We start from the raw sequence: 2,454 nt of genomic DNA on the forward strand, positions 1-2,454 counted from the left end.
AAGACCCCGTTGCGCCAGACCCTGGCCCCGTTGGAATCGGCTGAGGCGGAATCGGAGATGACGCTGTTTGGATCCACCCAGGCCCGGCGGTTTTCGATCAGGTAGTACTCATGGGAATTTATCGGAATTTTAACTATTGCATCCGGGTTTTTGGCCACCCAGTCAAAGGGAATCAGGCTGTCAACACCAGGGGTTAGGGTCAAGGGCTGAGACCATCCCAAAAACACCTTGCACCAGGCCGAAAGATGGGGAGGCACATAGGCGTTCATGTTCCACGAACCCCAGGACATCAGCTCCCATTCGCCCAGTCCCACCGAGTACATGGAATAATCGTAAAGATCAGGCAGACCCAGCTGATGGCCGAACTCGTGGGCGATCTCGCCCTGGGAACCCAGCACCATCCCGTCCTGGCTTTGGGTTTCGGCATCGATAATTCCTTCGTAGATCGTATCAGCCCCGGCCTTGACAATGATGGGGCTGGAACTGTCCATCTGCAGAAATACTGACGGAATGTCAGCTCCGTAGGGATCGGTCTGCCAGCAGGAACCGGCGTGGAATATCATAACCGCCTTGGGTACTTTGGTGGATCCGCTTCCGGTATGAAAACTGTCAACATCCGCACTTGCTGCCTCCAATGCATCACGCAGCAGGACATACAACCCTGCTCCCCAGTTGGCTCCCTGATTATAATAGTCGCTGTAAAATGACATTTGATGGGGCAAGGTATAAGCGGAAGTATCGCCCTTGGGCCACTGTTCAAACTCTATGTATAATTGGCTGTCAGAAACAGCCAGGTAATAGTTACGCAGGGCTAGCATCTGATTATGGATATACAGACTGTCATGAGGCGGCTCATAATCAAGATTGTGCCCGTTACGCCAGTCTCCGTCGATGTACATCGGCTGGCCGTTGCCCGCGTAATCAAAATGGCCGTTGCCCGCGGTATTGGGATCATCGTCCATCTGGAATTGGGCTTTGATAGCCAGGACATGAATGACCTCTTGAGCCATATGTTTGTTCTTACCTTTGCTTTTGGCGACCTCCCTGACCCGGCCCAGCAGGTTCAATTTGGATACTGCATCCTTGTACTGGCGGGGCTGTTGTTTGATCTTTTCCAGGATCGGGCTGGAGGTTTTACCCCGTTGTTTCAAATCCTGTAGATCTCCAGCCATGGCTGTGGTTAATACCGTTAGGATCAACAGACAGGATAATCCCAGCCAGCGTCGGTAAATTAGTGCAGCCGTCATATTATAACTCTACTGAAAGTGAGAATTTTTTATTGTATTTCTGTAATTCACCACCGGGTTCCATCCCAAAATCGAACTGGATGTTCCTATAACCCACTCCAAATCCGTAGGTGGAGCCTTTGATCTTGCCGACCTCGTCGTAAACATACCCGGCGCGAAGCCCCAGTGCAGCCGCCCCCGCATATTGATACTCCACTCCGGCATGGTGCACCGCTTCCTTAAGCTCTTCCCTCCACGGCCTATCGTTTACCACCAGCATCTTGGTGATGTCATAAGCCGCGGTCAGCTTGGCCCAGCGGCCGTCCAGTACCTTATAGGCGGTTCCGGCCCGGATATTGCGGGAAAGAGGATCGGACTGTTCGGCGTCTATATAGACCAGCTTGGGGCCGATATTCTGAAGATTAGCGCCGAAAGACAGCCCCTTGAACGGCCCCCGGTACAGCAGGCCGAAATCCAAAGCCCAGGTGGTGGCCACGCCCTTGCCCTGGCTACCTTCCGCCCCGAAAGGGGCCAGATGGGAATGGATAAGTTTTAGGTTTACTCCACCGGCCAGGGCGTTGAATATTTCATTGCCATAGGAAATGATAGGAGAGAATTCGTAGCTGGAGAACTCTCCGTAATCTTCACCGTTGGATCCGGTATGCTGGCTGGTCCCCTCGGAGATGAAGATGACGCTGCCGCCGAATACTCCCCAGTCCTTGTAGGGCTGGACGTAGGAAATGTATTCATAATACATGTCGCCCACATCGGACCAGATCTCGGAAAGCCAGGGGGAATGCATCAGCGAGGCATAGCTTTTATCCTGCCCTATCCTTACCATTTCTGAAGGGTACAATGCCTCCAACATCATCCGGTTCATCTTGCGCAGGTCCATCAGGCTGAGGTTGCCGGTTCCCTCCGCCAAAAGTTCCTGGGCCTCAACCGGAATCGCATGATTATCCCATTGTTCCTTCTGGTAGAAATCAACCCCAGATATGATCAGGTTAATGTCGGCCAGCAACAACTGCCGGCCGTCATTGGATACTCCCCGGCCCTTAAAATGATTGTCCAGCTCGGCCAAAGAAGCCGGGTTCATCAGACTTTTAAGATACTGATAGGGATCTGTTTTCTTTTTTGCGGCTCCGAACCATTCCGGATAATATTCGGCCAGCAGCGCCCGGTTAAGAATGGCCGGATCTCCGGTATAGCCTCGTCCCACAAGAATCTG

The 2,454-nt window shown here is 52.6% G+C and carries 2 protein-coding genes; both read right to left on the reverse strand.

Translation table 11 applies throughout. The features are described from left to right. The coding region (locus tag Q7U71_00035) for an immune inhibitor A (protein MDO9390149.1) at positions 1-1,151 on the reverse strand (1,151 nt) is incomplete at its 3' end. Between the two features lie 97 nt (positions 1,152-1,248). Next, positions 1,249-2,454 (reverse strand): PorV/PorQ family protein (locus tag Q7U71_00040; GenBank protein ID MDO9390150.1); only part of this gene is annotated, 1,206 nt, incomplete at its 5' end.

This window comes from bacterium (assembly GCA_030655055.1).
Taxonomy (GTDB): Bacteria; Edwardsbacteria; AC1; order AC1; family EtOH8; genus UBA5202.